This is a genomic window from Acidovorax sp. GW835-FHT14B10 (assembly GCF_058793725.1).
This window is the reverse complement of the sequence record NZ_JBXAGC010000004.1, coordinates 111,198-136,419: the sequence shown is the minus strand read 5'-3', so window position 1 is coordinate 136,419 and position 25,222 is coordinate 111,198. Positions and strand designations below refer to the sequence as shown.

The 25,222-nt window shown below is 67.6% G+C and carries 22 protein-coding genes; 11 read left to right on the top strand and 11 right to left on the bottom strand.

Annotation, left to right across the window (positions count from 1 at the left end; genetic code table 11):
• Positions 1-35: 35 nt before the first annotated feature.
• Both AC1Q5S_RS05280 and AC1Q5S_RS05275 read right to left on the bottom strand, forming a co-directional pair.
• Positions 36-1,178 carry an acyl-CoA dehydrogenase family protein gene (locus AC1Q5S_RS05280; RefSeq protein ID WP_303832710.1) on the bottom strand — a complete coding sequence of 381 codons (1,143 nt, stop codon included), beginning with the start codon at positions 1,176-1,178 and terminating at the stop codon, positions 36-38.
• A 76-nt stretch (positions 1,179-1,254) separates the two neighbouring features.
• Entirely contained in the window at positions 1,255-2,895 is a 1,641-nt protein-coding gene (locus tag AC1Q5S_RS05275; RefSeq protein WP_492238448.1) for an AMP-binding protein, read from the bottom strand.
• Positions 2,896-3,102: 207 nt separating this feature from the next.
• Between AC1Q5S_RS05275 and AC1Q5S_RS05270 the strand changes: the two genes are divergently transcribed.
• The 11 genes from AC1Q5S_RS05270 (at position 3,103) to AC1Q5S_RS05220 (ending at position 15,401) form a co-directional block, all read left to right on the top strand.
• The gene (locus AC1Q5S_RS05270) at positions 3,103-4,281 is read left to right on the top strand and encodes a thiolase family protein (RefSeq protein ID WP_303832712.1); all 1,179 of its coding nucleotides are present in this window, start codon (positions 3,103-3,105) and stop codon (positions 4,279-4,281) included.
• 63 nt (positions 4,282-4,344) lie between these two features.
• Entirely contained in the window at positions 4,345-5,112 is a 768-nt protein-coding gene (locus tag AC1Q5S_RS05265) for an SDR family NAD(P)-dependent oxidoreductase (RefSeq protein WP_303832713.1), read from the top strand.
• 183 nt (positions 5,113-5,295) lie between these two features.
• Positions 5,296-6,060: a crotonase/enoyl-CoA hydratase family protein gene (locus AC1Q5S_RS05260; RefSeq protein ID WP_303832714.1), complete on the top strand. Its 765-nt coding sequence runs from the start codon at positions 5,296-5,298 to the stop codon at positions 6,058-6,060.
• Positions 6,061-6,162: 102 nt separating this feature from the next.
• Positions 6,163-7,161, top strand: coding sequence for a Bug family tripartite tricarboxylate transporter substrate binding protein (locus tag AC1Q5S_RS05255; RefSeq protein WP_303832716.1), 999 nt, complete (start codon positions 6,163-6,165; stop codon positions 7,159-7,161).
• Positions 7,162-7,343: 182 nt separating this feature from the next.
• Positions 7,344-8,894 (top strand): class I adenylate-forming enzyme family protein, encoded by a 1,551-nt coding sequence (locus tag AC1Q5S_RS05250; protein ID WP_303832718.1) that lies wholly within the window; start codon positions 7,344-7,346, stop codon positions 8,892-8,894.
• Between the two features lie 25 nt (positions 8,895-8,919).
• A complete protein-coding gene (locus tag AC1Q5S_RS05245) occupies positions 8,920-10,104 on the top strand; it encodes a lipid-transfer protein (RefSeq protein ID WP_303832815.1) in 1,185 nt (394 codons plus the stop codon).
• Between the two features lie 14 nt (positions 10,105-10,118).
• Positions 10,119-11,678 (top strand): AMP-binding protein, encoded by a 1,560-nt coding sequence (locus tag AC1Q5S_RS05240; protein ID WP_492238447.1) that lies wholly within the window; start codon positions 10,119-10,121, stop codon positions 11,676-11,678.
• Positions 11,679-11,811: 133 nt separating this feature from the next.
• Positions 11,812-12,618 (top strand): SDR family oxidoreductase, encoded by an 807-nt coding sequence (locus tag AC1Q5S_RS05235; protein WP_303832722.1) that lies wholly within the window; start codon positions 11,812-11,814, stop codon positions 12,616-12,618.
• Entirely contained in the window at positions 12,615-13,409 is a 795-nt protein-coding gene (locus tag AC1Q5S_RS05230; protein ID WP_303832724.1) for an enoyl-CoA hydratase/isomerase family protein, read from the top strand. The genes AC1Q5S_RS05235 and AC1Q5S_RS05230 overlap by 4 nt, the downstream gene beginning before the upstream one ends.
• A gap of 49 nt (positions 13,410-13,458) precedes the next feature.
• Positions 13,459-14,247 carry an IclR family transcriptional regulator gene (locus AC1Q5S_RS05225; RefSeq protein WP_422204539.1) on the top strand — a complete coding sequence of 263 codons (789 nt, stop codon included), beginning with the start codon at positions 13,459-13,461 and terminating at the stop codon, positions 14,245-14,247.
• 41 nt (positions 14,248-14,288) lie between these two features.
• Entirely contained in the window at positions 14,289-15,401 is a 1,113-nt protein-coding gene (locus AC1Q5S_RS05220) for a CaiB/BaiF CoA transferase family protein (RefSeq protein ID WP_492238446.1), read from the top strand.
• A gap of 35 nt (positions 15,402-15,436) precedes the next feature.
• Here the strand turns inward: AC1Q5S_RS05220 and AC1Q5S_RS05215 are convergent, their stop codons facing one another.
• From AC1Q5S_RS05215 to AC1Q5S_RS05175, 9 genes are all read right to left on the bottom strand, one after another.
• A complete protein-coding gene (locus tag AC1Q5S_RS05215; RefSeq protein WP_348682825.1) occupies positions 15,437-16,630 on the bottom strand; it encodes an MFS transporter in 1,194 nt (397 codons plus the stop codon).
• Between the two features lie 142 nt (positions 16,631-16,772).
• Positions 16,773-17,645 carry an HpcH/HpaI aldolase/citrate lyase family protein gene (locus tag AC1Q5S_RS05210; RefSeq protein WP_303832731.1) on the bottom strand — a complete coding sequence of 291 codons (873 nt, stop codon included), beginning with the start codon at positions 17,643-17,645 and terminating at the stop codon, positions 16,773-16,775.
• A gap of 12 nt (positions 17,646-17,657) precedes the next feature.
• Entirely contained in the window at positions 17,658-18,035 is a 378-nt protein-coding gene (locus AC1Q5S_RS05205) for a VOC family protein (protein ID WP_026434881.1), read from the bottom strand.
• Positions 18,036-18,102: 67 nt separating this feature from the next.
• Positions 18,103-19,104, bottom strand: coding sequence for a tripartite tricarboxylate transporter substrate binding protein BugD (locus tag AC1Q5S_RS05200; RefSeq protein ID WP_303832733.1), 1,002 nt, complete (start codon positions 19,102-19,104; stop codon positions 18,103-18,105).
• 70 nt (positions 19,105-19,174) lie between these two features.
• Positions 19,175-20,125, bottom strand: coding sequence for a tripartite tricarboxylate transporter substrate binding protein (locus tag AC1Q5S_RS05195; protein ID WP_492238445.1), 951 nt, complete (start codon positions 20,123-20,125; stop codon positions 19,175-19,177).
• 3 nt (positions 20,126-20,128) lie between these two features.
• Entirely contained in the window at positions 20,129-21,271 is a 1,143-nt protein-coding gene (locus AC1Q5S_RS05190) for a M20 family metallopeptidase (protein WP_303832734.1), read from the bottom strand.
• Positions 21,272-21,285: 14 nt separating this feature from the next.
• Positions 21,286-22,650 carry an MmgE/PrpD family protein gene (locus AC1Q5S_RS05185; protein WP_287876659.1) on the bottom strand — a complete coding sequence of 455 codons (1,365 nt, stop codon included), beginning with the start codon at positions 22,648-22,650 and terminating at the stop codon, positions 21,286-21,288.
• 49 nt (positions 22,651-22,699) lie between these two features.
• Positions 22,700-23,890, bottom strand: coding sequence for a CaiB/BaiF CoA transferase family protein (locus AC1Q5S_RS05180; RefSeq protein ID WP_422203418.1), 1,191 nt, complete (start codon positions 23,888-23,890; stop codon positions 22,700-22,702).
• Positions 23,891-24,052: 162 nt separating this feature from the next.
• Complete coding sequence (locus AC1Q5S_RS05175; RefSeq protein WP_026434877.1) at positions 24,053-25,213, bottom strand: acyl-CoA dehydrogenase family protein; 1,161 nt, start codon at positions 25,211-25,213, stop codon at positions 24,053-24,055.
• Positions 25,214-25,222 lie beyond the last annotated feature (9 nt).

The following is a 25,222-nucleotide window of genomic DNA, read 5'->3' as shown; positions in this document are numbered from 1 at the left end:
TGTCTCCTTGAATGTGGTGTGTGAAATCACTGGAACTACAGAGTGCGGGCGATGATTTCCTTCATGATCTCGTCGCTGCCGCCATAGATGCGGCCAATGCGCGCGTCGGTCCAGGCGCGGCCCACCTGGTACTCGGTCATGTAGCCGTAGCCGCCGTGCAGCTGCAGGAACTCGTCGAGCAGCTTGTTCTGCAGCGCCGTGGCATTGAGCTTGACCATGGCGGCGCGCTCGGGCGTCAGCAAGCGCCGCATGTGCAGCTTCATGCATTCGTCCACGAAGGTGCGCAGCATGGTGGCCTGGGCCTTGGCCTCGGCCAGCTTGAAGCGCGTGTTCTGGAACTCGAACACGGTCTGGCCGAAGGCCTTGCGCTCGCGCGTGTAGGCTATGGTTTTCTGCAGGAAGGACTCGATGCTGCTGGCCGCGCGCACCGCGACCACCAGGCGCTCCTGGGCCAGCTCCTGCATCAGGTACTTGAAGCCCATGTTCTCTTCGCCCAGCAGGTTGCCCACGGGCACCTTGACGTTGTCAAAGAACAGCTCGGAGGTGTCTTGCCCCATCAGGCCGATTTTTTCGAGCTTGCGGCCTTTGCTGAAGCCTGGCGTGCCCTCCTCCACCACGATCAGCGACACGCCCTTGGCGCCCAGCTCGGGCGCGGTCTTGCAGACCACGATCACGATCCCGGAATTGATGCCGTTGGTGATGAAAGTCTTGGCGCCGTTGAGGACGTAGTGGTCGCCATCGCGCTTGGCGGTGGTGCGCACCGACTTCAAGTCGCTGCCCGCGCCGGGCTCGGTCATGGCGATGGCGCCGATCATTTCACCGGCGGCCATCTTGGGCAGCCAGCGGTCATGCTGCTCCTGGTTGCCGTAGGCGTAGATGTAGGGCGCAACGATGTCCGAGTGCAGCGGGAAACCCAGCGCCGTGGCGTTGGTACGGCCCACTTCCTCGATCAGCACCGCCGCATGGCCGAAGTCGCCGCCGCTGCCGTAGGGCTCGGGCAGCATGGTGTTGAGCAGGCCCTCGCGTCCGGCCTTGCGCCACACTTCCTTGGGCACGATGCCGTTGCGCTCCCACTCGGCCAGGTGCGGCACGATTTCCTTGTCGAAGAAGTGACGCACCGCGTCACGGAACTGTTCATGGTCTTCACGGTAAACGGTGCGCTGGATCAGGTCTTGCATGGTCGCGGTCTCACGGTAAAAATAATGGTCGAATTCGGCTCTAGCGCAGTTTTATCCAGCGCTTGCAGCCATGGTTTCAGGAGTCGCGCAGGGCAAAGCCCGCCTGCGGCTCATTGCGAAAGCGCTCCTTGAGCTGGCGGCGCAGCAGCTTGCCGGTCTCCAGGCGCGGCAGGGCATCGACAAACACCACGCGCTGCGGCAGCTTCATGCGCGCCAGCACCTCGGCGGCCTGCTCGGCGATGGCGCGGGCCGTGGCGGGCGAGCCCTCGGCGCCCGGACGCAGCACCACGGCTGCCAGCGGCACCTCGCCAAAGTCGGGATGGGGCACGCCGACCACGGCCACCTCCTGCACTCCACAGTGGCGCGCCAGCGCGTTCTCGATCTCCTGCGGGTACAAGTTGACGCCGCCCGAGAGGATCAGGTCCGCCCGGCGGTCGCTCAGGTAAAGGTAGCCCTCGGCATCCACATGGCCGATGTCGCCATAGGTGATCCAGCCGCGCTCGTTGATGGCCTGGCGGGTTTTCTCGGGGTCGTTGAGGTAGCTGAACTGCCCGCCACCGGAGAAGTACACCTGGCCGATCTCGCCCGCCGGCAGCTCCCGGCCGTCGTCATCCACGATGTGCAGCTGCCCCGTGGTGGGCCGGCCCACCGAGCCGGGGCGCTGGCGCCACTCGTTTGAATTGATCATGGTGGTGCCGCAGCCCTCGGAACCCGCGTAGTACTCCATCAGGATGTCGCCCCACCAGTCGAGCATGGCGCGCTTCACATCCACCGGACAGGGCGCGGCGGCATGGATGGCCACGCGGTGGCTGGACAGGTCGTAGCGCCGGCGCACCTCTTCGGGCAGCTTGAGCATGCGGCCGAACATGGTGGGCACCCACTGGCTGTGGGTAACGCGATGGCGCTCGATCAGCGCCAGGGCGGTCTCGGCGTCAAAACGCTCCATGACCACGGCCTGCCCGCCGAGTTCGAGCACGCGCAGCGTGTAGCGCAGCGGCGCGGCGTGGTACAGCGGCGCGGGCGACAGATAGACGGTGTGCTCGTCCATGCCCATGATGCGGGCGGTTCCCAACGCCTCGGGGTCGACCTGGCCGCGCAGCGCGGCGGGCCACAGTGGCTTGAGCACGCCCTTGGGCCGGCCCGTGGTGCCCGAGGAATACAGCAGGTCGCGGCCCAGCGGGCGGTCGGCAAAGTCTGCCGGCGGGCCTTGCAGGGCCTGCAGCGCGGCCGGCAGCGAAGGCGCCTGCGGCGTGGCTTCGTCCACCGTCCAGCAAGGCAGGGGGTGGGCGGCCTGCAGTTCGGCGAGCTGGGGCAGGGTCTTGTGCGATACCACCACCAGCCGCGCGCCGCAGTCCTGCACGATGTAGGCCACCTCGGCCGGCGTCAGGTGGGTGCTGAGCACGGCGGCATACAGGCCCGCCTGCCTAGCGGCCAGGGCCAAGGCCAGGATCTCGACGCGGTTTTCCAGCACCACCGCGAAACGCTCGCCTGCCTGCAGCCCCTGGGCATGGAGCCACTGCGCCATCTGCAAGGCGCTGCGGGCCACTTCGCCAGCGGTGTAGCGTGCACCGGTTTCGGCCATGACCAGTACCACCCGCTCGGGAGCCGTCGCCGCGCGGCTGAAAAAGCCCCCACGCTCCACCGCTGCGCGGGTCGCTTCCCCCCGAGGGGGCCGCTTTTTGCCTTGGGGCGGCCCGGCGGCAAAAAAATCCTGCATGTCTGTCACCTGTTGCTCCTTGGCAGGCCGTCGCGGTGGAGAAATCCACTGAAAAGCGAAATGCCTGTCTCACAAAAACGATTTGTTGGTGAATTTTTTCAGGACGCATGGGCAATCCATACCGGGTAAACACGGTCTTCAGCACAAACTAACCCGTGCAAAATCATTTTTAATGGATCATCAGTCTCATAAACACATGGAGTGAGCATGAAAAATCCCGTTATCGTCGATGCCATTCGCAGCCCCATGGCCCGGGCCAAGCCCGATGGCGCACTGGCCCAGCTGCATCCCGTGGACTTGCTCTCCCAGGTACTGGAGCAGCTGGTTGCCCGCAACAAGATCGACCCCGGCCAGGTGGACGACGTGATCTGCGGCTGCGTCAGCCAGGCGGGCGAGCAGGCAGGCACGCCCGGGCGCCTGGCCTGGCTGGCCGCCGGCCTGCCGGCGCACGTACCCTCCACTACCATCGACCGCAAGTGCGGCTCCAGCCAGCAGGCCGTGCACTTCGCGGCGCAGGCCATCATGGCCGGCACGCAGGACATCGTGATCGCCTGCGGCGTGGAATCGATGAGCCGCGTGCCCATGGGCAGCTCGCGCATGGGGCAGAACACCACCGGCCCGCGCTTCGATGCACGCTTCGCACCCGGCCTGGTGGGCCAGGGCGTGTCGGCCGACCTGGTGGCCGCCAAGTGGGGCCTCAGCCGCACCGAGCTGGACGCCTACGCCGCACGCTCGCACCAGCGCGCCCATGCCGCGCAGTCGGGCGGTGGCTTTGCCCGCGAGATCGTGGGCATCGACACGCCTGCCGGCCGCGCCATGGCCGACGAAACCATCCGCCCCGGCACCACGGTGGAAAAGCTGGCCGGCCTCAAGGCCGTGTTCCAGAGCGAGGAGCTGTCGGCGCGCTTCCCGCAGATCCAGTGGGCCACCACGGCCGGCAACGCCTCGCAGATGACCGACGGCGCCAGCGCCATGCTGATCATGAGCGAGGAGCGCGCGCTGCAGCTGGGCCTCACCCCGCGTGCGCGCTTCGTGGCGTTTGACGTGGTGGGCGACGACCCGCTGTACATGCTCACCGCCCCCATCCCCGCCACGCAGCGCGTGCTGGCGAAGGCCGGCATGAAGCTCGACGACATCCAGCACTACGAGATCAACGAGGCCTTTGCCTCGGTGCCCATGGCCTGGCAAAAAGAGCTGAAGGCCGACGGCGAGCGCCTGAACCCGCGCGGCGGCGCCATCGCCCTGGGCCACCCGCTGGGCGCCTCGGGCATCCGCCTCATGACCACCATGCTGCACGCCCTGGAAGACAGCGGTCAGCGCTACGGCCTGCAGTCCATGTGCGAAGCCGGCGGCATGGCCAACGCCACGATCATTGAACGCCTTTAACTATCAATTCAATCGCTGCTAGCGCTTTATGCGTAAGTGCCAAAGTCCAAAAGGGAAAGAAATATGAAACTGACACAAGGAATGACCGCCCTCGTCACCGGCGGCGTCTCGGGCCTGGGTGAAGCCTCGGCCGTCGCACTGCTGGAGCGCGGCCTGAACGTGGTGGCCGTGGACCTGAACGACGAGCGCGGCGCTGCGATGGAACAAAAGTACGCCGGCCGCCTGCGCTACGTGAAGGCCGACGTGTCCGACGCCGACCAGATGGCCCAGGCCATCGCCGCGGCCGAGGCGTTCGGCAACTTCCGCGCGCTGGTGCACTGCGCGGGCATTGGCGGCCCGGTGCGCCTGATCGAGAAGGACGGCAGCCCCGGTTCGCTGGAGAAGTACACCAACATCATCCGCGTGAACCAGATCGGCAGCTTCAACACGCTGCGCCTGGCGGCCGTCGCCATGGCCAAGAACGAGCCGATCGACGGCGAGCGCGGCGTGTGCGTGCTCACCGCCTCGGTGGCGGGCTACGAGGGGCAGATCGGCCAGATTCCCTACGCATCGTCCAAGGCCGGCGTGATCGGCATGACCATCGTGGCCGCGCGCGACCTGGCCTCCAAGTTCATCCGCGTGTGCACCATCGCCCCCGGCCTGTTCGACACGCCCATCCTGGCCAAGCTGCCCGAGAACGTGCGCCAGTCGCTGGGCGCATCGGTGCCCAACCCCGCGCGCCTGGGCCACCCCAGCGAGTACGCGATGACCGCGCTGCACATCCTGGAGAACCCCATGCTGAACGGCGAGACGATTCGCCTGGATGGGGCCATTCGGATGCAGCCCAGGTAATTAGGACACCCCCCCTGAGCGGCTGCGCCGCTTCCCCCCGCTCTCGCTTCGCTGCGCTACGCGGGCGGGGGGACGCAGCCCTCGCTGCGGGGCGGCCCTTGCTTGGCGGCCCTGACCTCAAGTCGCGCCGGTTTCATGCAGTGTGGGCCATGCGACGCGATCAAGAACTGAAAGAACTTTTTTATGGCATCCACGGTACTGGTTGAAGTGCGCGGCAACGTGCTGGTCATGACGCTCAGCAATCCCGAGGCGCGCAACGCCGCCACGCTGGAGATGGCCGAGGCCATGGCGGCGGCGCTGGACGAACTGGATCGCAATCCGACGCTGCAGGTGGGCGTCATCACCGGCGCGGGCGGCACGTTCTGCGCGGGCATGGACCTCAAGGGCTTTCTGCAGGGCAAGCGCCCCAGCCTGCCGGGCCGGGGGTTCCTGGGTCTCACGCAACAGCCGCCGCGCAAGCCGCTGATTGCCGCCGTGGAGGGCTATGCCCTGGCCGGCGGCTTTGAAACCGTGCTGGCCTGCGACCTGATCGTTGCCGCCAAGACGGCCAAGTTCGGCCTGCCCGAGGTCAAGCGCGGCCTGGCCGCCGCGGCCGGCGGGCTGCTGCGCCTGCCCAAGCGCCTGCCCTACCACGTGGCCATGGAATGCATCCTCACCGGCGACATGTTCAGCGCCGAGCGGGCCCAGGCCCACGGTCTGGTCAACCGCCTGGTCGAGCAAGGCCAGGCGCTGGACGCTGCCCTGGAACTGGCGCAGGCCGTAGCCGCCAACGGCCCGCTGGCGCTGATCGCCAGCAAGCGCGTGGCGCAGGAGTCGGCCGACTGGCCGCAGGCCGAGATGTTCGAGCGCCAGGCCGTCATCACCGCGCCGGTGTTCGCCTCGCTGGACGCGCGCGAGGGCGCCGCGGCCTTCGCCGAGAAGCGCGCGCCGGTCTGGAAGGGCGTTTGATGGAAAAAGAGGCGTTGAAGCCCGTCCATCCAGCGCAAATAGCTAGCTAATTAATAGCGAAAAAGCGGCCGCAGTGCCGCGATAACCCCAGGAGACAAGACCATGCCATTCCCCCATCGCCGCCACGCGCTGCGCCTGGCAGGCGCCAGCGCCCTGCTGGGCCTGGCCGCCCTCAGTGCCTCGCAGCCCGCACGGGCCGATGCCGCCTGGCCCACGCGCCCCATCACCTTCGTCGTACCCGGTGCGGCGGGCGGAACCACCGACACGCCCGTGCGCTTCATGGCGCAAAAGCTCAGCGAGCGGCTGGGCCAGCCCATCGTGGTGGACAACAAGCCCGGCGCGGGCGGCTCGCTGGGCAGCAGCCTCGTGGCGCGCGCTCCTGCGGACGGCTACACCGTGCTGGTGGGCAACACCGGCTCCAACGCCATCAACTACACCGCCTACCAGAAGCTCCCCTACAAGGCCGAGGATTTCATCGCGCTGACCGACATGATCTCGTTCGCCAACGTGCTGGTGGTGCCGGTAAAGTCGCCCATCAAGAGCCTGAAAGAACTCGTCGCCGCCGCCAAGCGCGCGCCGGGCAAGCTCGCCTTCTCGTCCGCGGGCGTGGGCCAGACCACGCACCTGATGGGCGAGCTGCTGCGCCAGAGCGCGGGGGTGGACGTGGTCCACATACCCTACAAGGGCTCCGCGCCCGCCACCCTGGCCATCGTGGCGGGCGAGACCCAATTCATGTTCGACAACCTCACGGGCTCGCTGGGCCATGTCAAGGACGGCAAGCTGCGCGCCCTGGCCGTGACCGGCGCCACGCGCGAGCCCGAGCTGCCCGATGTGCCCACCATGACCGAGCTGGGCATGAAGGACTTCGACAAGGTGGGCTGGATGGGCTTCTTCGTGCCCGCCAAGACGCCGCTGGCCGTCGTCAAGAAGCTCACCGACAACCTCATCGCCGTGCTGCAGGACCCGGCCGTGGTCAAGCGTTACCGCGAACTCGGCGGCCGGCCCGGCGGCATGGCGAGCGAGCCGTTCGCGCAGATGGTGGAGCGTGACCGCCAGGACTGGGGCGAGCTGATCCGCAACCAGAAGCTGCAGCTCGATTGACGGCCGGCAGACAGGCGTCGGAAATGGTTTTGCACCAAAAGCAAGGACAGGAGACAGCGCCATGCCCCATCCGTTGAACCGACGCCGCGCCCTGGGAGCGCTGGGAGCCTTGGGTAGCGGCCTCGCAGGCGGCGCTGGGGCCCAAGCCGATCCGCCTGGACTGACAAGCTGAGCGACGCTCGATGCCCATCTACCTGACCCAAGGCCTGCACCGCGCGCTGCAGCAGCATCCACAGCGCACCGCCACCCTGTGCGGTACGCGCCGCCAGGACTGGCGCACGCTGGTGAACCGCGTGGCGCGCCTGGCCGGCGTGCTGCGCGCCCAGGGCGTACAGCCGGGCGAACGGGTGGCGCTGCTGGCGCACAACAGCGACTATTGCGTCGAGGCCTTCCTCGCCATCTGGTGGGTTGGCGGCGTGGTCTGCCCGCTCAATACCCGCTGGAACCGCGCCGAGATGCAGCACGCGCTCCAGGATGTGCAGCCCCGGCTGCTGCTGGCCGACGCCGCCCTGCTGCCCGGCGCGCCCGCGCTGCCCGAACACACCCCGGTGCTGCTGCTGGGGCCAGGCGCCGACCCGGCCCATGCCGGCATCGCCAGCACCGAGGCCCTGCTGGCCGCGGCCCGGCCGATGGAGGACTGCCGCCAAGGCGGCGATGCGCTGGCCATCGTGCTGTTTACCGGTGGCACCACCGGCTTTCCCAAGGGCGTGATGCTCTCGCACGCCAACCTGTGGTCGGCTACCGTGGCCCGGCTGGCGCAGCTGCCCGGCACCGGTACCTCGCTGCTGGCCACACCGCTGTTCCATGTGGCGGGCCTGGGCCGGCTGGTGGGGCAGATCGTGCAGGGCAGCACCTGCGTGATCGAAACCCAGTTCCGCCCCGCGCAGGTGCTGCAGGCGATTGCCGAGCATGGGGTCAGCGAGATCATGCTGGTGCCCAGCATGCTGCAGATGCTGCTGGACGCACCGGAGTTTGACGCCACCCGCCTGCCCTCGCTGCAGCGCATCGTCCACGGGGCCGCGCCCATGCCCCAGGCGCTGCTGCTGCGTGCCATGCAGGCGTTGCCGCAGGTCGAATTTGCCACCGCCTACGGCATGACCGAAACCGCCGCCAGCGCCAGCCTGAACGGCCCCTACACCCTGGCCAACCATGGCGCGCACCTGGCGCACCTGACTTCCGTGGGCCGCGCCAGCTGGGGCAGCGAGCTGCGCATCACCGGGCCGGACGGGCAGGCCCTGCCCCTGGGCGACGTGGGCGAAATCTGCGTGCGCGGCCCCAGCGTGATGCAGGGCTACTGGCGCCAGCCCGAGGCCACGGCCCAGGTGCTCAAGGACGGCTGGATGCACACCGGCGACGGCGGCTGGATGGACGAGGCTGGCCACGTGCACCTGGTCGATCGCCTCAAGGACATGATCATCAGCGGCGGCGAGAACGTGTACTCGCTGGAGGTCGAATCCGCGCTGATGCGCCACCCCGCCGTGGCCCTGTGCGCCGTGGTCGGCGTGCCGGATGCGCAATGGGGCGAGGCGGTGCATGCCGCCGTGGTGCTGCGGCCGCAGCAGCCCTGCACCCCCGAGGCGCTGCGCGAACATGCCCGCACGCAACTGTCGGGCTTCAAATGCCCGCGCGTGGTGCATGTGCTGGACGCGCTGCCGCTGTCGCCCACCGGCAAGATCTTGAAGAACCGCCTGCGCGAACAGCTTGCCCACCTCGCCCCAGACCACAACCCTTGATTTTCAGGAGCCCACCATGCGCCCTATGCAGCGTGCCGTCCATGTCGCCGGTGTCGGCATGATCCCCTTCACCAAGCCCGGTGCCAGCGAACCCTACCCCGTGATGGGTGCGCGTGCCGCCCAGCTCGCGCTGCAGGATGCGGGCGTTGATTACGCGGAGGTGCAGCAGGCCTATGTCGGCTATGTCTATGGGGACTCCACCGCGGGCCAGGCAGCGATCTACGGTGTGGGCCTGACCGGCATCCCGGTGTTCAATGTCAACAACAACTGCGCCACCGGCTCCAGCGCGCTGTACCTGGCGCGCCAGGCGGTAGAGAGCGGCATGGTGGAATGCGCCGTCGCGCTGGGCTTCGAGCAGATGCAGCCCGGCGCGCTCAAGGGCGCCTGGGACGACCGTCCCTCGCCCATGGCACGCTTTGCCGACACCATGGTCGCCCACCAGGGGCTGGACCCGGCAGCGCCGCGCGCAGCGCAGTTCTTCGGCGGGGCCGGGCTGGACTACATGAAGCAGCATGGCATCCGTGCCGACACCTTCGGCCGCATCTCGGTCAAGGCACGCCAGCATGCGGCGCGCAACCCGCTGGCGGTGTTCCGCCAGACGCTGACGCTCGAAGAGGTCATGGCCTCGCCGCAGGTGTTCGGTCCGCTCACGCGCTACCAATGCTGCCCGCCCACCTGCGGTGCGGCGGCGGCCGTGCTGTGCTCGGCCGAATTTGCCCAAAAACACGGACTGGACCGGCGCGTCACCATTGCCGCCCAGGCCATGACCACGGACACCGCCAGCACCTTCGACAGCGGCGACATGCGCCGCGTGGTCGGCTACGACATGTCGGCGGCGGCAGCCCGCCAGGTCTATGAGACCGCCGGCGTCGGCCCCGAGGACGTGCAGGTGGTCGAACTGCACGACTGCTTCACGGCCAACGAGTTGATCACCTACGAAGCCCTGGGCCTGGCCCCCGAGGGCGGGGCCGAGAAATTCATCCTCGACGGCGACAACACCTACGGCGGGCGCGTGGTCACCAACCCCTCGGGCGGCCTGCTGTCCAAGGGCCACCCGCTGGGCGCCACCGGCCTGGCGCAATGCGCCGAACTGACCTGGCAGCTGCGCGGCCAGGCCGGCGAGCGCCAGGTCGAGGGCGCGCGTCTGGCGCTGCAGCACAACCTGGGCCTGGGCGGCGCCTGCGTGGTCACGCTGTACCAGGCGGCTTGATGGCAGAACACAGCATGAGCGCATTGCACACCGGCGCCACGGTGGCCGAAGTCTTTCAAACGGCGCTGCAGTCCTTCCCCGAACGCGTGGCCCTGGTGCTGCCCGATGGCAGCCACTGGACCTGCGCCGAACTGCAGCGGCGCGTGCATGCCATGGCGCGCTACCTGCAAGCGCGCGGGCTGCAGCACCAGGACGGCCTGGCGGTGCTGGCCGGCAACCAGCCCGAGGCCTTGGTGGTCATCATGGCCTGCGCCTGGCTGGGCCTGCGCCAGACCTCGCTGCATCCCCTGAGTGCGCTCGATGACCAGGTCTTCGTGCTGCAGGATGCGGACATCCGCGCGCTGGTGGTGGGCACGCAGCATGTGGAGCGCGGCCTGGCTCTCAAGGAGCGCGGCATCGTGCCCCAGGTGCTGGGCCTGGGCCCCTCGGCGCTGGGCGAGGACGCCATCGCCGCCAGCCTGGCCTTTGATGGCGGTGCGCTGCCCATCGCCGCACAGCCCGATGACATCTACCGCATCACCTACACCGGCGGCACCACGGGCCGGCCCAAGGGCGTGGTCCACCGCAGCCGCACCACGCTGACCATGCTGCTGCAGCAGCTGGCCTGCTGGGAATGGCCCGAGGCGTTGCGTTTTCTCATCGCCACGCCGATATCGCACGCCGGTGGCGCCATGGTGCTGCCCACGTTGCTGCGCGGCGGCACGCTGGTGCTGCTGGACAAATACTCGCCCGACGCGTTCCTGCAGGCCGTGCAGCAGCACCGCATCACCGCCACCTTTCTGGTGCCCACGCAAATCTATGGCCTGCTGGACCACCCTGGTCTGGACCAGTGGGACCGCTCCAGCCTGCAGTACGTGCTGTATGGCGCCTCGCCCATGGCGCCGGCGCGGCTGGCCGAGGCGCTGCAACGCTTCGGGCCCATTTTTGGCCAGCTCTACGGCCAGGCCGAGGCGCCCATGACCATCGCCTACCTGCGCAAGCATGCGCACGACCTGGGGCGCCCCGAGCGGCTGCAGTCCTGCGGCCAGGCCTTGCCGGGCAACCAGGTGCGGCTGCTCAATGCGCAGGGCCGAGAGGTGGCTGCTGGAGAGGTGGGCGAGCTGTGCGTGCGCAGCCCGCTGGTGATGGAGGGCTACCGCAACCGCTCCGACGCCACCGAAGAAGCCTTTGCCGGCGGCTGGCTGCACACCGGCGACATGGCGCGCCGCGACGCCGATGGCTACCTATACCTGGTGGACCGCGCCAAGGACATGGTCATCACCGGCGGCTTCAATGTGTATTCCAGCGAGGTCGAGGCCTGCCTGGCGCTGCATCCGGCCGTGGCGCAATCCGCCGTCATCGGCATGCCCGATGCCAAATGGGGCGAGGCGGTCGTGGCCCTGGTGGTGCTCAAGCCCGGCGCCAGCGCCGAGCCCCAGGCGCTGATGGACTTCGTGCATGAGCGCAAGGGCGCGCTGCACACGCCCAAGCAACTGTGGCTGGAGCAGGCGCTGCCCGTGACCCCCCTGGGCAAGATCGACAAGAAAGCCCTGCGCGCCCGCTTTTGGGACGGGCAGGCGCGGCAGGTGGGTTAGCGCCATGCCCCCCCTTTTTGAAACCCCCTCAGGGCGCCGCGCCGGGGCGGCGTCGTTGATCCCTGACCCCAGTCCCCGCAACCGAAAAATCCATGGCGCCCGCTGCAAGAGGCGGCGCAGAAAGAAGCCACCCATGTCTGAATCTCCCTCCTTTGCCGGCCGCCATGTGTTTGTCGCCGGCGGCACCAGCGGCATCAATCTGGGCATTGCCCAGGCGTTTGCGCGCGCGGGTGCCCATGTCACCGTGATCAGCCGCTCGCCCGACAAGGTACAGCAGGCCGCCGAAGGACTCACGGCCCTGGGCGCGCAGGCGCTGGGCATCAGCGCCGACGTGCGCGACCCGGCCGCGGTGGAGGCGGCGCTGCGCCAGGCGCATGAGCGCTTTGGCGACATTGATGTGCTGGTCTCCGGCGCAGCGGGCAACTTCATCGCGCCCGCGGCCGATCTGTCGCCCAACGGTTTCAAGACCGTGATCGACATCGACCTGAACGGCACCTTCCACGTGCTGCGCCTGGCCTACCCGATGCTCAAAAAACCGGGCGCCAGCGTCATCAACATCTCGGCGCCCCAGGGCGTCAACCCCACCATGTACCAGGTGCATGCCTGCGCGGCCAAGGCCGGCATCGACATGATGACGCGCGTGCTGGCCATGGAATGGGGCGAGGTGGGCGTGCGCGTGAACGCGATCGCCCCCGGCCCGATTGGCGATACCGAGGGCATGCGGCGCCTCGCGCCCACACCCGAGGCGCTGGCCAACGCCGTGGCCACCGTGCCGCTGCAACGCATGGGCACGCTCGACGACATCGCCCACATGGCGCTGTTCCTGTCGTCACCACAGGCGGGCTACGTGACGGGTGCGGTGATTCCCGTGGATGGCGGCTCGTCGCTGCGCGGCGGGCGCGACATGCGCGCGTCCTACACGCCCCGGAGCGCGGCATGACCCGCACCTACGAACGCATCGTTTTCGACGTGCAGGACGGCGTGGCCACGCTGACCTTCAACAACCCCGACAAGCGCAACGCCTTCGACCCCGCCATGCGCGTGGAGATGGCCGAGGTGGTGCGCCAGGTGCAGGCCGACCCCGCCATCCGCGCCCTGGTGCTGACGGGCGCGGGCGCGCATTTCTGCTCGGGCGGCGACCTGGGCAACATCGCGGCCAGCGGGCTGGACAACGGCGGCTGGCGCCGGCGCCTCTCTAGCCTGCACGATTGGCTCAAGGACCTGATGCTGCTGGACAAGCCGGTGGTCGCCGCCGTGGACGGTGCGGCCTATGGCGCGGGCTTCAGCCTGGCGCTGGCGGCGGACTTCATCATCGCCAGCACCCGGGCGCGCTTTGCCATGTCGTTCATCCGCGTCGGCGTGGTGCCGGACTGCGCGGCGTTTTACACCCTGCCGCGCGTGGTCGGCGTGCAGCGTGCGCGCGAGCTGATGCTGTCGGGCCGCGAGGTCTTGGCCGAGGAGGCGCTGCGGCTGGGCATTGCCACCGAGCTGGCCGCGCCCGACGCGCTGCAGGACCGCGCCCAGGCGATTGCGCGCAGCTTCGTGGGCGCATCGCCCGTGGCGCTGAGCCTCATCAAGCGCTCGCTCGCGCTGGCCGCCACCGACCTGCCCTCGCTGCTGGAGCAGGAGGCCAACGCCCAGGCCCTGGCCATGGGCACGCCCGAGCACCGGGACGCTGTGCGTTGCTTCCTGGAAAAACGACCCATGCCCTTCCAGTGGCCGCAGGCCTGATGTTGAAACAGGCGAAAATCTCTGGTTTTTTTGAGTTTTTGAGGTCCATGTGAACGTGAACGCAGATCCGGACGGCAAACTGGTCAACGCCCTGGTGCGTGGCGTTTCCATATTGCGGTGCTTTTCCAACAAATGCCAGGAACTCAGCGCCAAGGAGCTGATGGACCTGACCGGCCTGCCCAAGCCCACGCTGTTTCGCCTGACGGACACGCTGTGCGAGCTGGGTTTGCTGCGCTACTCGGAGCGCCTGTCCAAGTACGTGCCGGGCCTGGGCCTGCTGCAGCTGGCCTCGCCCGTGCTCACGCGCATGGCCCTGCGCCAGTTCGCCCGGCCGCACATGCAGGCGCTGGCCGACCTGACCGAGGGGCAGGTGCAGCTGGCCGTGGGCCACCGGCGCGAGCTGTGCCTGGTGGAGCTGGCCAACGGCATGGGCAACACGGTGTTCCGCCAGGAAATCGGCGTGTCCACATCGCTCTCGCGCACGGCCACGGGCCGTGCCTACCTGCTGGGCATGGCAGAGGACGATCGCCAGGCCTACCTGCAGGACCTGCAGCACAAAGACCCGCAGCGCGCCGCCTGGCTGGAGCAACGCCTGGCGGACGCGCGCGACGACTTGGCCCGCCACGGCTTTTGCCGCAGCCATGGCGACCTGCACCGCGAGATCGAATCCATCGCCGTGCCCATGTCGCAGCCGCAAGACGGCGAACTCTGGGTGTTCGCGGTCTCGGTGCCGGTGTTCAGCCCCATATACACCCGGCTGGAGACAGACCTGGGACCGCGCCTGCGCACGCTGGTGCGCTCGGTGGAGAGCGTGCTCGGGACATCGGGCCTGACCTGATGCGGTCCAAAGCAACCCACAACACCCACCAAGGAGACACCGTGAAGGTACTGGACAACGTACGCGTGCTGGAGATTGGCGGCCTGGGGCCGGGGCCATTTTGTGCGATGCACCTCGCCGACCTGGGTGCAGACGTGATCTCCGTGGTGCGCGAGACGAAGGGCCGCGAGACCACCGGCGCGCTGCTCAACCGTGGCAAGCGCTCGGTGTTCGCCGATCTCAAGACCGAGGAAGGCCGCCAGCTGGTGCTGGCGCTGGTGGCCGAGGCCGATGCGCTCATCGAAGGCATGCGCCCCGGCGTGATGGAGCGCCTGGGCCTGGGGCCCGAGGAGTGCCTGGCGGTCAACCCCCGCCTGGTGTATGGGCGCATGACCGGCTGGGGCCAGAGCGGGCCGCTGGCACCGCGCGCCGGGCACGACACCAACTACGCCGCCGTCAGCGGCGCGCTGTGGGGCTGCAGCCCGGCGGACGCGCGGCCCGTGTCGCCCTTCGCCGTGCTGGGCGACATCGGCGGCGGCGCCCTGTACCTGATGACGGGCCTGCTGTCGGGCATCGTGCAGGCGCGCGCCACGGGCCGCGGCACGGTGGTGGATGCCGCCATCGTGGACGGCGCAGCCCATATGCTCAACCTGATGCTCAGCGCGCGCCAGAGCGGCCTGGTGGCCGATGTGCGTGGCCAGAGCATCCACGACAGCGCGCCGTTCTATGACACCTACGTCTGCGCCGACGGCCACCACATCACCGTGGGCGCCATCGAGCCGCAGTTCCATGCCTTGCTGCTGGAGGTCCTGGGACTGGCAGGCGACCCGGATTTCACCGGTCCGCAGTGGGACAAGGCGGCCTGGCCCGCGCGCCGCGCGCGGCTGGCCGCCCTGTTCCTGGCCCAGCCGCGTGCGCACTGGCAGGCCCTGCTGGAGCCCACCGACGCCTGCTTTGGTGCCGTGCTCAGCCCCGTGGAGGCCGCAGGGCATCCACACATGCAGGCACGTGGCGTGTACGCCGAACGCCAGGGTGTGCTGCAGGCCGCTCCTGCGCCGCGCTTCGGTGGCGCAGCCTATGCGCCAGGTGAGGCCTGCGCGCCGGGCGCGCACACGCAGTCGGTCATGGAAAGCCTGGGCCACTCCGGCGCACGGGCCGTGTGGCGCCAACGCTGACCGGAATGCGCCCGCGGTATGCGCGGCGGGCGTTATCAACCTTGCTTGAGCAGCGGCGACGCGGGCAGCCACCGGAACGCCAGCGAGGCCAGCGCCAGCCAAGCGGCGATGGTCAGCAGCACGGTGCGGTAGGGCTCCAGCCCCGCGCTTGCGGCCCAGGCGGCGACGGCACCGGTCAGCGATTGCATGAAGGCAACGCCCAGGAACATGGCCATGGTGTAGAGCGACAGGGCGCGTCCGGTCAGCTCGGCAGGGTAGGAAGAGCGCACGTCGGCGTACTGCAGGATGCTGTAGCCCGACAGCAGCCCCATCACAATCATCAGCGTCACGGTGACGCTGGCGTTTTGCACCAGGGCCATCGCCGCAAACAGGCCGGCCATCAGCAGCGACGCGCGGCCAACCCAGGCACGGCGCCGGGGTGCGCCCGGGTCCATGCGGCCAAACGCGGCCGGTGTGAATAGCGCGATCAGCGACAGCACCAGCGCCACGTTACCGCTGTCCACCAGCGAAAAACCGTAGCGGTTGATCAGCAGCGGCCCCAGCCACAGGCCGCGCAGCGACAAAAAAGCCGCGTAACACGACATGCCCAGAACCACGATGCCCCAGGTGTGCGGTACGGCAAAGAGCCGGCCCATGCCCACCAGCGCCTCGCCCCAGCTGGATGCCGGGCGGTGCACGGCGTCGGCAGGTGCGGGTTCGTGCACCACGAAGTGAATCACCAGCCACGACAGCACGCTCAAGCCCGCCAAAATGCCAAAGCCCATGCGCCAACCCCAGTGCTGCACCACCCACGCCAGCGGCGTGCCGGTGAACAGGAGCCCCAGTCCGCCCACGCCCATGCTCAGGCCCGAGAAGAAGGCAAAGCGGTCGACCGCGAAATGGCGCGCAATGAATAGCGTGCAGGCCACGAAGGCTGGCGAATAGCCCACCCCGATCAGCACCTGCCCGGCCATCAGCCAGCCATAGCTGGGCGCCAGGGCCGATAGGGCCGCACCGGCAATTCCCAGGGGCGCGGCTGCCAGCACCGTGCGGCGCAGGCCGTAGCGGTCCAGCGCAATACCCATCAGCAGCTGCGCAACGCCGAACGACAAGCCAAACAGCCCGGCAAACGCCCCCAGCGATGAGGCCTGCAGGCCGAAATCTGCTTGCAGGCCCTGGGCGAGGATGGCAGTGGTGGTGCGATAGGCCTGGCTGAGCGCAAAGCCCGACAACAGTGCCAGCAGCATCATCCAAAGCGGTGTGGTGCGCGAGGAAGTCACTTAAGGATTGAGGACGTTGTGTGCATCGCGGTGACGGCGCGGGTGCGCTGCCGGACGGAGGCCCGGTGCTGGCGGGCCGTTAGCTGATCGTTAGCTGATCGATAAGAGGTTGTTAGCTGGCGGTAGCAAGGCGCTGCTGCGCCCGCGCGTGGCGCAGCAAGGTGTGCCGGGCCTGCGCCAGCACCGGCGCATCGACCATGCGGCCGTCCAGCACGCAGACGCCGCCACCGGCCTGCTGCAGCGCCTGCTGCACGCGCAGCGCGTGGGCCACGGCGGCCTCGTCGGGGTCGAAGGCGGCATGCAGCACCGCCACCTGCGCCGGGTGGATGCACAGCTTGCCGCCAAAGCCCATGCGGCGTGCGCGCTCGCTGTCGCGGGCCATGCGCTCGGGGTTGCGCGTGTCCACCGTCACGCCGTCGATGGGGGCGGCCAGCCCTGCGCGGCGCGCGGCGAACACCAGGGCCATGCGCACGGGCAGCAGTTCCTGCTCGTCTTCGGCGCAGGCCATGCCTGCGTCCACCTGGAAGTCCAGGTGCCCGAAGGCCAGCCGAGCCACCTGCGGCGCGGTGGCCAGGGCGTCGGCAGCGGCCAGGCCGGCCACGCTTTCGACCAGCGGCACCAGCATGGCGCCCGGCCCGGCAGCCTGGGCCACGGCCTGCAGGGTGGGCGCGCTTTCGGCCTTGGGCACCACGGCACCGGCCAGGCCCTGCGCCGCGAGCTGCGCCAGTGCGGCCAGGTCGGCGGCAAACCAGGGCGAACCATCGCTGTTGAGGCGCACCAGCAGGCGCGCGCGCTGCGCGGCGGTCAGCGCGGCCACGGCCTCCAGCAGGGCCGCGCGTGCACGCTCCTTGTCCGCGGGAGCGACGGCGTCCTCCCAGTCGGCAATCACGATGTCGGCACCGCTGGCCAGGGCCTTGGGCAACCGATCCGGCTGGGTGGCGGGAACGAACAGAAAGGAGCAGGCATTGCGCACGGAGTCAGTCATTGCAGGGGGCGGTCAGGTGTATTGGGAGATTTCGATCAGGTTGTGGTCCGGGTCGCGCACATAGACCGAGACAATGGGGCCACGCGCGCCGGTGCGCGGCACCGGACCGCACTCGATGGCAACGCCATGTTCGGCCAGGCGCTGCTGCACCTGCGCCAAAGGCTCCGAGGCGATGAAGCACAGGTCCAGCGCGCCCGGCATGGGGTGCCGGGCCTTGGGTTCGAACTCGCGGCCCTGGATGTGCAGATTGATCTTCTGGCCATTGCACACGAAGGCCTTGCGGCCTTCGCCAAAGGTCTGCAGCGCCATGCCCAGCACGGTGCAGTAAAAGTGCACGCAATCCGCCTCGTGGGCGGTGGTCAGAACAAGGTGGTCGAGCCGGTCGATCATGCGGTGCCTTGGGTTCATAGGGAAAAGGCCCCAGCCTGCGGTGTGCAGACCGGAAGCGGAGCGCGGCTTATTCGGCGCTCACGCCCGCGGCCTTGATGACCTTGTCCCAGCGCACCACCTCGACCTCCAGGTGCTTGCGCAGGCCCTCGGGGGTGGCCTTGTCGGGCGTGACGAGGTCAGAGCTCAGCTCGGCAATGCGCTTTTTCACGTTGTCGTCCTTGATGGCCACGTTCAATGCCTTGTTGAGCTTGTCCATCACGTCCTTGGGCGTGCCCTTGGGGGCATACATGCCGTGCCACACCTTCACGTCAAAGCCCTTGAGGCCCTGCTCATCGAGCGTGGGAATGCCGGGCATGGACGACAGGCGCTTGGGCGTGGTCACGCCGAAGACCTTGGCGCGCTTGCCATCCTGGATCACGGGCGCGGTCTGCGTGGTCTGGTCGCACAGCAGGTCCACCTGGCCGCCCATCAGGTCGTTCATGGCCGGACCGGCACCCTTGTAGGGGACGGTGGTCAGCTTCACGCCCAGCTGGTGCATGAGCAGCATGCCGCACAGCTGCGACACGGCACCAATGCCCGCGTTGGCCAGCGATACCTTGTCCTGGTTCTTCTTGACGTAGTCCTGCAGTTCCTGGAAGTTGTTCGCAGGAAAGTCCTTGCGCGACAGCAGCGTCATGGGCACATCCAGCACCTGGCCGATGTACTCGAAGTCCTTGAGCGGGTCGTAGGGCAGCTTCTTGTACAGCGCCGGTGCCGTGGCCATGCCCATGTGGTGGATCAGGATGGTGTAGCCGTCGGGCTTGGAGCGGACGATGCGCGCGGGCGCCAGCGTGCCGCCCGCGCCCACGGTGTTTTCCACCACCACCGTCTGGCCCAGCGACTGGCCCATGGGCACGGCCAGCAGGCGCGCCACCACGTCGGTGGGGCCACCCGCGCTGTAGGGCACGACCAGGGTAACGGTCTTTTCTGGCCAGGTGCTGGCCAGGGCGTTGCCGCTCAGGCCCAGGGCGAGTGCCGCGCAGGCGCCCGCAATGGCGCGGCGGGAAATTTTTTTCAGGAAAGCCGTCATGAAGTCTCCTCGTTGAATCTGGAATTTTTGCTGCGAATCCACGGACGCGTCATTTATCGTCGAGCACCGGTCATTCGAGATTGATGTGCCCCACCGTCTCCAGCAGTTTCTTGTAGCGCGCGATTTCCTCCATGTACATGGCGTCCGCCGCCTTCAGCGAACTGGGGGCCAGCACGCGTCGGCCGTCGCCCGACAGGCTCTTCTTTACGCTGTCATCCGTCAGAACGGATGTGAATAACGCGTTGTATTTCTGCTTGTCCTCGCCGGACGCATTCCTCTTGAGGAAATAACCCGCATAGCTGGAGAAGTTGAAGTCCGACAGCCCTTGAACGCTGCTTGCGGCCTGTAGCTTGCTCAGGGAGGGTGGCTTGTCGTTCGAGAAGATGCCGATGATCTGGAACATGCCCTTGGCCACCATGTCATCGAATGTGGTCTGGTAGGGAATGATGGAAAAATCGATTTGTCCCCCGATCAGATCCTGCATGGCGGGCGCGCCGCCCTTGTACGGGATGTGGTTGAGCGCAACGCCTTTCTTCTTGGCGAGGTATTCGCCCATCACGTGGTAGAGCGAGCCCACTCCCACCGTGCCGTAGGAGAGCGGATTGTCCTTGCGGCTTTTCGCCAACGCGAAGAACTCATCGAAATTCTTGACATCCAGGCCCTTGCGTATGGCCAGCACCAGATAGGTCTGCGTGACGTATTGCACCGGCACGAATTCCTCGGACTTGAACTTCACGGCCTTGTTCAGCAGCACCGGCAGGATCAGCTCGTTCTGCGTTCCCTGGAATACCTGATCCTTGGGATTCGCAAGGAACTTGTTGACCGCGAGCAGGCCCGTGGCGCCGCCCAGGTTCTCGACGATAAAGGTCTTTCCTTGGCTGGTGAGGGAGTTGGCCACTACCCGGGCCGTGGCGTCGCTGGGCCCGCCGGCAGGGTATGGAACCAGGATCCGTTCCTGGGCAAGTCCGTTGGCAGAAACGATGATGGCGCAGGTCACCATGAGCCATTTGAAAAATCGCATGAATTACACCCCAATAGATTGCAAAGTCTTGAAAAGAACGGTGGCCTTGCCGACGACGGAATCGAGCCGCACATATTCGTTCTCCGTGTGGAACCCGCCGCCGATAGGCCCCACGGCACAGATGACGTCGCACCCGCATTCCGACGCGATACCGGAGTCGGAGCAGCCGCCCGTCATTTCTCCCTTGACCGGAATGCCTTGCACGACGGAGATCTCCAGGTATTTCTCGGCGAGCCGGCGTGACCCCTCGTTTTGTACAAAGGGCTTGAATTCGCCCCGCACCTTCCACGATGCCGTTTCGCCTTGCAGGCTTTGGCCGCAGATGGTGGCCACCTCGCTCAGGCATTTCTCGCGCTGCGCCATCGTATGGATGCGTAGATCCACCCCGGCCACTGCGGAGGGTGCGACGGTGTTCACGGACAGGCCGCCACGGATCAGCCCCACGTTGAGGGTGATGCCTTCATCCTTGTTTGTCAGTTGCTCCAGGCTCTGGATCTTCTTGGCGAGTGCCGAGATGGCGCTGATGCCCTCGTAGAAATTCCCGCCCGCATGCGCGGCCTTGCCTTGCACCTCGACATCGAGGAACACGCCGCCCTTGCGGCCCACGACCACATTGCCATTCGGCCGGCCCGGCTCGGCGTTGAATGCGTACTTGTGCTGGCGGCAGATGCGATCGATGACTTCTCCGCTTTTGGGCGAACCGATTTCCTCGTCGCAGGTGAACAGCGCCGAGAGAGTGATCTGCGGGTTCCCCATGGCCTTCCATGCCTGGAGTAGATAGGCGTTCATCAGTACGCCCGCCTTCATGTCGGCCACGCCGGGGCCGTAGGCCACGGGGCCATCCATGCGAAAAGGGCGGCGCTGGGTTTCATCGTCGGGAAAAACGGTATCGCAATGCCCGAGCAGCAGCGCCGAGCGCTCGCGCGCCGCGCCGGGGTTCACCGTGGCCGATACACACACCAGCCGATCGCCGTCCAGATGGCGCTCCACCGCGATGCCCTGTGCGGACAGATGACTGGCCACCCAGTCCAGCACCCTGGTAACGCCGGTTTTGTTGTGACTCCCCGAATCGATGTTGACCAATTGTTCCAGTTGCCGGACATATTCGTCCTGGCGGTTCGCCATCCAGGCGGAAAAATCACTCATTCCAAACTTTCAATTCAAAGCAGGGCGCCGACCTTCGGCCAGGCGGCTACATTCCAAAGATTTTGTACCGCGGCATCGGCTTGGGGTGCGCCAACGGCGCCGCCATAGGCGGCCAGGCGCAGCGCCTTGGCAGTGAGCTCTGCACGCGAGAGGGTGTTGCCGGGATCGCCCTTGGGCTCTTCCACGCGGCCGGCCAGCTGGCGGCCGTCCGTCGTCTGCACCGTGACCTTGCCAATCCAGCGTTGCGGGTAGGCAGCGTCCACCTCGGGGTCCAGCTCCATGCGCACCTTCTCGCGCAGGGCCACAGTATCCGGTGCCAGGAACTGCGCGTCGAATTCGGTCAAACCCGCATGGCCAAAGCGCGCGGCCAATGCCAGCACGGTGCCCATGGAAAACTTGCTCTGGTGCACCGTGGTGGGCGAGACCACCGGCCCGAGTACGTCGATGGCACCCTGGTGCACATGGCAGGTGACCTGCGCGATGTCGGCGGGCGCCAGGCCATGCTCGCGCATCACCTGCTGCAGCGCGTCGGCGGCGGGGTGCGTGTGGCGGCACGAGGCATGCCACTTGAACGATGTCTCGGCCGTGGCCCAGCGGGTGCCCAGTCCCTCGGTGAGCTTGGCCGGGTTGGCGTCGGTGGACATGCCCGCAGCCAGGCCCTGCGGCCCGGTGAAGATGTCCTGCGCGCCGGTGAAGCCGTCCTTGGCCAGGAAGGCGGCCATCAGCCCCGCAGAGGCGGCGTGCGCGGTGTGCAGCTGCTTGCTGTCGGCCGCGGTGCGCAAGAATTCCCACAGCCCCGCCGACTGCGTGCCGGCCGAGCCGAAGGCGTGCTGCATCTGCGCGGGCGTGAGCTCCAGCAGTCGCCCCACGGCGGCGGCCGCCGCCAGCGTGCCGGCCGTGGCCGTGGTATGAAAAATCTTGTAGTGGCTGCGGCCCAGGAACTCGCCCACGCGGATGCCGACCTCGTAACCCGCCACGCAGGCCGCCATCAGCTGCGCGCCGCTGGCGCCGATCTGCTGCGCCACGGCCAGCGCGGGCGGAAAGACCACGGCCGCCGGGTGGAACACCGAACCGTTGTGCACATCGTCCTGCTCGGCCACATGGCTGGCCGCGGCGTTGGCCAGCGCGGCCATCATGGGGCTGCTGGTAACGCCGCCATGGCCGATCACCTCGGCCGGGCCTTGTGCCGGGCCCTGCGACAGCGCAAAGCGCGTGATGCTGGCCACGGGCCGCGCCTTGCAGCCGGCCAGCACCGAGCCGAACCAGTCCACCCACAGGTCTTCGGCGCGGCGCTGCACGGGCGCGGGCACGTCGCTCCATTGCAGGGTGGCGGCAAACTGCGCCAGGGGGTGGATGGTGGCTTGGGTTTCTTGCTTCATTTGGGGCTCCAAGGTAGGTGGAATAAGCGCTGCCAGCTGTGTTTTTTATTCAAATGGCTTGCGGGACCTGCAGCGCGTCGATCTGCTCGGCGCTCCAGCCCAGTGCGGCCAGGATGGCGGCGTTGTGCTGGCCCACGGCGGGCACGGCATCCATGCGGTAATCGAACGCGCTGTTCACGCCCGGCGGCAGCAGGGCGGGCACCTCGCCCGCGGGCGTGCCCACGGTGCGCCAGCGCTGGCGCGCGGCCAGTTGCGGGTGGGCCCACAGGTCGGCCATGTCGTTCACGCGGGCGTTGGCAATGCCGGCCAGCTCCAGGCGCTCGACCACCTGCGCGGCCGTGAGGTTGGCAAATACCTGCAGGATCAGCGCCTGCAGGGCTTCGCGATGCTGGTTGCGCTGGGCGTTGGAACAGAAGCGCGGGTCGGTGGCCACCTCGGGGTGCTGCAGCACGGTGTCGCAAAAGGCTTTCCACTCGCGCTCGTTCTGCAGGCCCAGCATCACGGTCTTGCCGTCGCCGGCCACAAACGGGCCGTAGGGGTAGATGCTGGCGTGCGATGCGCCGGTGCGCGGTGGCGGCGGCGCGCCGTCGTAGGCGTAGTACATCGGGTAGCCCATCCATTCGCCCATGGCTTCGAGCATGGACACGTCGATATGGCTGCCCTCGCCCGCCCTGCCGCGCAGCAGCAGGGCCGACAGGATGTTGGTGTAGGCATACATGCCGGCAGCGATGTCGGCTACCGAGATGCCGGACTTGCTGGGCACCTCGGGTGTGCCGGTGACGGACAGAAACCCCGCCTCGCTCTGGATCAGCAGGTCGTAGGCCTTCTTGTCGCGGTACGGGCCGTCGGCGCCGTAGCCGCTGATGTCGCACACGATCAGTTGGGGGTTGTGCGCCTTCAGGGCTTCGTACGACAGCCCCATGCGCGCGGCCGCGCCGGGCGCCAGGTTCTGCACCAGCACGTCGGCGGTCTTCAAGAGCTGCAGCAGCGCGGCCTTGGCCTGCGGCTGCTTCACGTCCAGCGCCAGGCTTTCCTTGTTGCGGTTGAGCCAGGTGAAGTGCGAGGACTGGCCCTTCACACGCTGGTCGTAGCCGCGCGCGAAGTCGCCGCTGCCGGGGCGCTCCACCTTGATGACGCGCGCGCCCAGGTCGGCCAGCTGGCGTGTGCAGAACGGCGCGGCCACCGCGTGTTCGAGCGAGACGACGGTGATGCCGTCGAGGGGGCGAAGGGGTGTATTCATGGATCAGTCTTTCCCTGCAAAAGCTCGGTGAGCGGCGCTTGCAACTGGCGCGCTCCCACGCCAGGGACACCGAGGAAGGGCCGCCCCGCACCGAGGGTGTCGTCCCCCTCCCGCGCAGCGAGAGAGGGGGAAGGCGCGCAGCGACTCAGGGGGTGATTCATTTCAAAACGAACGGGGCAGGCCCAGGATGTGCTCGGCCACGTAGCTGTAGATCATGTTGGTCGAAATCGGCGCCACCTGGTACAGGCGTGTCTCGCGGAATTTGCGCTCGATGTCGTATTCGCAGGCAAAACCAAAGCCGCCGTGGGTCTGCAGGCAGACGTTGGCCGCTTCCCAGCTGGCCTTGGCGGCCAGGTGCTTGGCCATGTTGGCCTCGGCACCCGCGTTCTGGTGGGCGTCAATCTTCTCGCAGGCCTTCCAGCGCATCAGGTTGGCGGCTTCCAGCTCGATGAAGGCATCGGCAATCGGGAACTGCACGCCCTGGTTCTGGCCGATGGGGCGGTTGAACACCACGCGTTCCTTGGCGTATTTGGTGGCGCGGTCGATGAACCAGTAGCCATCGCCAATGCATTCGGCGGCAATCAGGGTGCGCTCGGCGTTCAGACCGTCCAGCAGGGTCTTGAAGCCCTTGCCTTCTTCGCCCAGCAGCGCGTCCTCGGGGATTTCGAGGTTGTCGAAAAACAGCTCGTTGGTCTCGTGGTTGACCATGTTCAGGATGGGGCGCACGGTGAGGCCGTTGCCAATCGCCTGGTGCAGGTCGATCAGGAAGCACGACAGGCCATCGGAGCGCTTTTTCACCTGATCGGCGGGCGTGGTGCGCGCCAGCAGAATCATCAGATCGCTGTGCTGGATGCGCGAGATCCAGACCTTCTGGCCATTGATGACCCAGCGGCCATCCTTCCTGACGGCGCTGGTCTTGAGTTTGGTGGTGTCGCTGCCGGTGGTGGGCTCGGTCACGCCCATGGACTGGATGCGCAGCGCGCCCGAGGCAATCTGGGGCAGGTACTTTTCTTTTTGCGCCTGCGAGCCGCTGCGCACGATGGCGTTCATCACGTACATCTGGCCGTGGCAGGCGCCAGAGTTGCCGCCGCTGCGGTTGATCTCTTCCATGATCACCGAGGCCTCGGCCATGGTCAGGCCCGAGCCGCCGTATTCCTGCGGGATCAGCGCGGCCATCCAGCCGGCCTTGGTCAGGGCATCGACAAACTCCTCGGGGTAGCCGCGGACCTCATCGACCTTGCGAAAGTATTCGTCGGGGAACTGGGCACAGAGGGCGCGCACGGCGTCGCGGATTTCTTGGTACTGGTCGGGCTGGTGGATCATGGCGGTGGG